This window comes from Streptomyces sp. NRRL B-24572, from assembly GCF_002156145.1.
Lineage (GTDB): Bacteria > Actinomycetota > Actinomycetes > Streptomycetales > Streptomycetaceae > Streptomyces > Streptomyces vietnamensis.
Genome location: NZ_MWIG01000926.1, coordinates 1 through 3,235 on the forward strand (window position 1 = coordinate 1; position 3,235 = coordinate 3,235).

Genomic DNA, 3,235 nt, shown 5'->3' on the forward strand with positions numbered 1-3,235 from the left:
GTTGTGGGCATGCGTTCCGCCGGGGCGAAGGGGGTCCCCCCTGCTCGAGCGAAGCCGAGAGCTCGGGGGAGGGTGGGCACAACGGACGGCGCCCTTGCCGGGCCCAGGCTCCCCGCACCTACGGCGCCCACGGGACCGGGCACCCGGTGGAGCGGGGTCAGCGGATCGACCGACCGCACGGGCACGGCGCCCGACACGTCACCGACCACCACGTCGGCCTCGTCCAGCCAAGGGACCAGCCCCTCGTCCACAGAGGTCACGACAACAGAACCGTCCGCCGCACCCGGCACAACCCCCGCCGCCACATGCGTGGCGACCAGCGGTCCCGGCAGCAGCACCCTCCCCGCCTCCTCGAACACCAACACCGCCTCGGGCAGCCCGAGCCCGACACCCCCCTCGGCCTCGGGAAGCCGCAGCGAGAAGAACCCGGCGTCGCCGAGCTCGCGCCAGAGCTCCCGGTCGAGAGCAGGCGCGTCCACCAAGCCCCGCAACACCTCCCGGTCGAACCGCCCCGCCAGCAGCTCCCGCACCCCCCGCCGCAACGCCCTCTGGTCCTCCGTGAGCCGGAAGTCCATGACCGAATCACCGCCCCTTCGGCAGGCCGAGGATCCGCTCGGCGACGATGTTGCGCTGGATCTGCGAGGTGCCGGCCGCGATCGTGTACGAGAGCGAGGACAGCCGGTCGAGGGTCCAGTCGCGCCCGAGGTCGAGCGCGTCGGGCCCGAGGACGGCGGCGGCCGCGTCGTACAGCTCCTGGCGGGCGTGCGAGTAGTGCAGCTTGAAGACGGAGCCGCCCGCACCGGGAACCCCGCCCGTCGCCTGGGCCTCGCTGACGTTGGCCTGGACGATCCGCCACAGCGCCCGGAACTCGGCGGAGAGCCTGCCGAGCCGCCTGCGGAGTACGGGATCGTCCCAGGTGCCGTTCTTCCGGGCCGTACGGGCGAGTTCGCCGAGCAGCCGACGACACGCGACGACCTCGCCGACGAACGCGGTGCCGCGCTCGAAGGACAGCGTCACCATGGTGACCCGCCAGCCGTCGTTCTCCTCCCCGACCCGGTTCCCGACCGGCACCCGCACCTCGTCGAGGAAGACCTCGGCGAACTCGGTGGACCCGGCGAGGGTGCGCAGCGGTCGTACGGTGATGCCGGGGGCGTCCATGGGCATGGCGAGCCAGGTGATGCCCTTGTGCTTGGACGGCGCCGCCCCCTGTCCCGTCTCGGGGCCTGTCCGCACCAACAGCTCGCACCAGTCGGCGACCTCGGCGTGCGAGGTCCAGATCTTCTGGCCGGTGACGACGTACGCGTCCCCGTCCCGTACGGCCTTCGTCCGCAGGGAGGCGAGGTCCGACCCGGCGTCCGGCTCGCTGAAGCCCTGGCACCAGACCTCGTCGCCGCGCAGGATCGGCGGCAGCCACCGCTCCCGCTGGGCGGCCGTGCCCTCGGCGGCGATGGTGGGTCCGGCGTGGAGGAGGCCGACGAAGTTGGCGCCGACGTAGGGGGCTCCGGCGAGTTCGGTCTCCTCCAGGAAGATGAGGCGCTGGGTCGGGGAGGCGTCCCAGTGGGTGTCGGCGTATCCGGCGTCGTACAGACGGCGTTGCCAGCCGCAGTCGTAGGCGCGGCGCGCCGGCCAGTCGAGCGGGTCGGGCCGCTCGGGGAGGCCCGGCAGGGTGGCGGCGAGCCATTCCCGCAGGCGGGCGCGGTACTCCTCTTCCTCGTCGGTGCAGGAGAGGTCCATCAGACGGTCCCACGGTCGCGGTCGCGGTCGCGGTCGAAGTCGAGATCCAGCATCCGGATGGCGTTCCCCCGCATCAGCTTGTAGATCGTCTCGTCGTCGAGGCCCTGGACGTGGTCGAGGGCGACCTCCTTGGTGTGCGGGAAGGTCGAGTCGACGTGCGGGTAGTCGGTCTCGAAGGTGGCGTTGTCCCGTCCCACCACGTCGAGCGAGGCGATGCCGTGCTTGTCGCGGAAGAAGCAGCAGAAGATCTGCCGGTAGTAGTACGTGGACGGCGGCTCGGGGATCAGGTCGCGCACCCCGCCCCACGCCCGGTGCTCCTCCCAGACGTCGTCGGCACGTTCGAGGGCGTACGGGATCCAGCCCATCTGGCCCTCGCTGTAGGCGAGCTTGAGCCGGGGGAACTTCACGAGCACGCCGGAGAACAGGAAGTCCATCATCGAGGCCATCGCGTTGTTGAAGCTCAGCGAGGCCTGGACGGCGGGCGGGGCGTCGGGGGAGGCGGCCGGCATCTGGCTGCTGGAGCCGATGTGCATGTTCACCACCGTCCCGGTCTCCTGGCAGACGGCGAAGAACGGATCCCAGTGGCCGGAGTGGATGGACGGCAGCCCGAGGTGGGTGGGGATCTCGGAGAAGGTCACCGCCTTCACTCCCCGGGCGGCGTTGCGCCGGATCTCGGCGACGGCGAGGTCGACGTCCCAGAGCGGGATGATGCACAACGGGATCAGCCGCCCCCCGCTGTCCCCGCACCACTCCTCGACCATCCAGTCGTTGTAGGCGCGGACGCAGGCGAGGGCGACCTCCTTGTCGTGGGCCTCGGCGAAGGTCTGGCCGCAGAAGCGGGGGAAGGTGGGGAAGCAGAGCGAGGCCTCGACGTGGTTGAGGTCCATGTCGGCGAGGCGGGCCTTCGGGTCCCAGCAGCCGCGCCGCATCTCCTCCCGCGTGATCCCCTCCAGAGTCATGTCGTCGCGGTCGAAGCCGACGGCGGCGATGTTGCGCTTGTACGGGAACTTGAGGTCCTCGTAGATCCACCAGTCGGTGGGCGGGCCCTCGGGGTCCATCGTGATCTGGTACTTGCCGGCGACGTAGGCGAGCTCGCCGATGCCGGCCGTGAGGGGCCGGGGCCCGCGGTCGCGGTACTTCTTCGGGAGCCAGGTCTCGAAGAGGTGGGCGGGCTCGATCACGTGGTCGTCGACGCTGATGATGCGGGGCAGTTCCGTCATGGAGCCTTCTCCCGTTTCTGATGACCCGTCAGATCTGACGGAATCAGGCTAGCTCCGCACCCCTGGACCGACAAGCGGCGGACCTCTACGCTCACCGCAACATCTGACGGAACGTCAGCCAAGAGGAGTACGGGATGCAAGAGACCGCACACACTCTCGGCGAGTCCCGCACGCTCTGGGAGCTCGTCGAGCGCCGCGCCGCCCTCACCCCCGACCGGCCCGTCCTCCTCCAGGGCGACCGCGTCCTCACCTTCGGCGGCCTGCGCGAGCGCGCCGAGCGC

Annotated in this window: 3 protein-coding genes; all 3 read right to left on the reverse strand. The window is 70.9% G+C overall.

What is annotated here, in order from left to right:
• On the reverse strand, positions 1-575 hold a 575-nt coding region (locus CCN56_RS38370), incomplete at its 3' end, for an acyl-CoA dehydrogenase family protein (RefSeq protein ID WP_143664780.1).
• Between the two features lie 7 nt (positions 576-582).
• Positions 583-1,734 (reverse strand): acyl-CoA dehydrogenase family protein, encoded by a 1,152-nt coding sequence (locus CCN56_RS38375; RefSeq protein ID WP_086832275.1) that lies wholly within the window; start codon positions 1,732-1,734, stop codon positions 583-585.
• Complete coding sequence (locus CCN56_RS38380) at positions 1,734-2,954, reverse strand: amidohydrolase family protein (RefSeq protein WP_086832276.1); 1,221 nt, start codon at positions 2,952-2,954, stop codon at positions 1,734-1,736. Before CCN56_RS38380 ends, CCN56_RS38375 begins: the two co-directional genes overlap by 1 nt.
• Between the last annotated feature and the right edge of the window lie 281 nt (positions 2,955-3,235).

Excerpts from the sequence above, each read along its gene's own strand:
- CCN56_RS38375 (WP_086832275.1), bottom strand. The coding sequence starts at position 1,734 with ATGGACCTCTCCTGCACCGACGAGGAAGAGGAGTACCGCGCCCGCCTG.
- CCN56_RS38380 (WP_086832276.1), bottom strand. The coding sequence starts at position 2,954 with ATGACGGAACTGCCCCGCATCATCAGCGTCGACGACCACGTGATCGAG.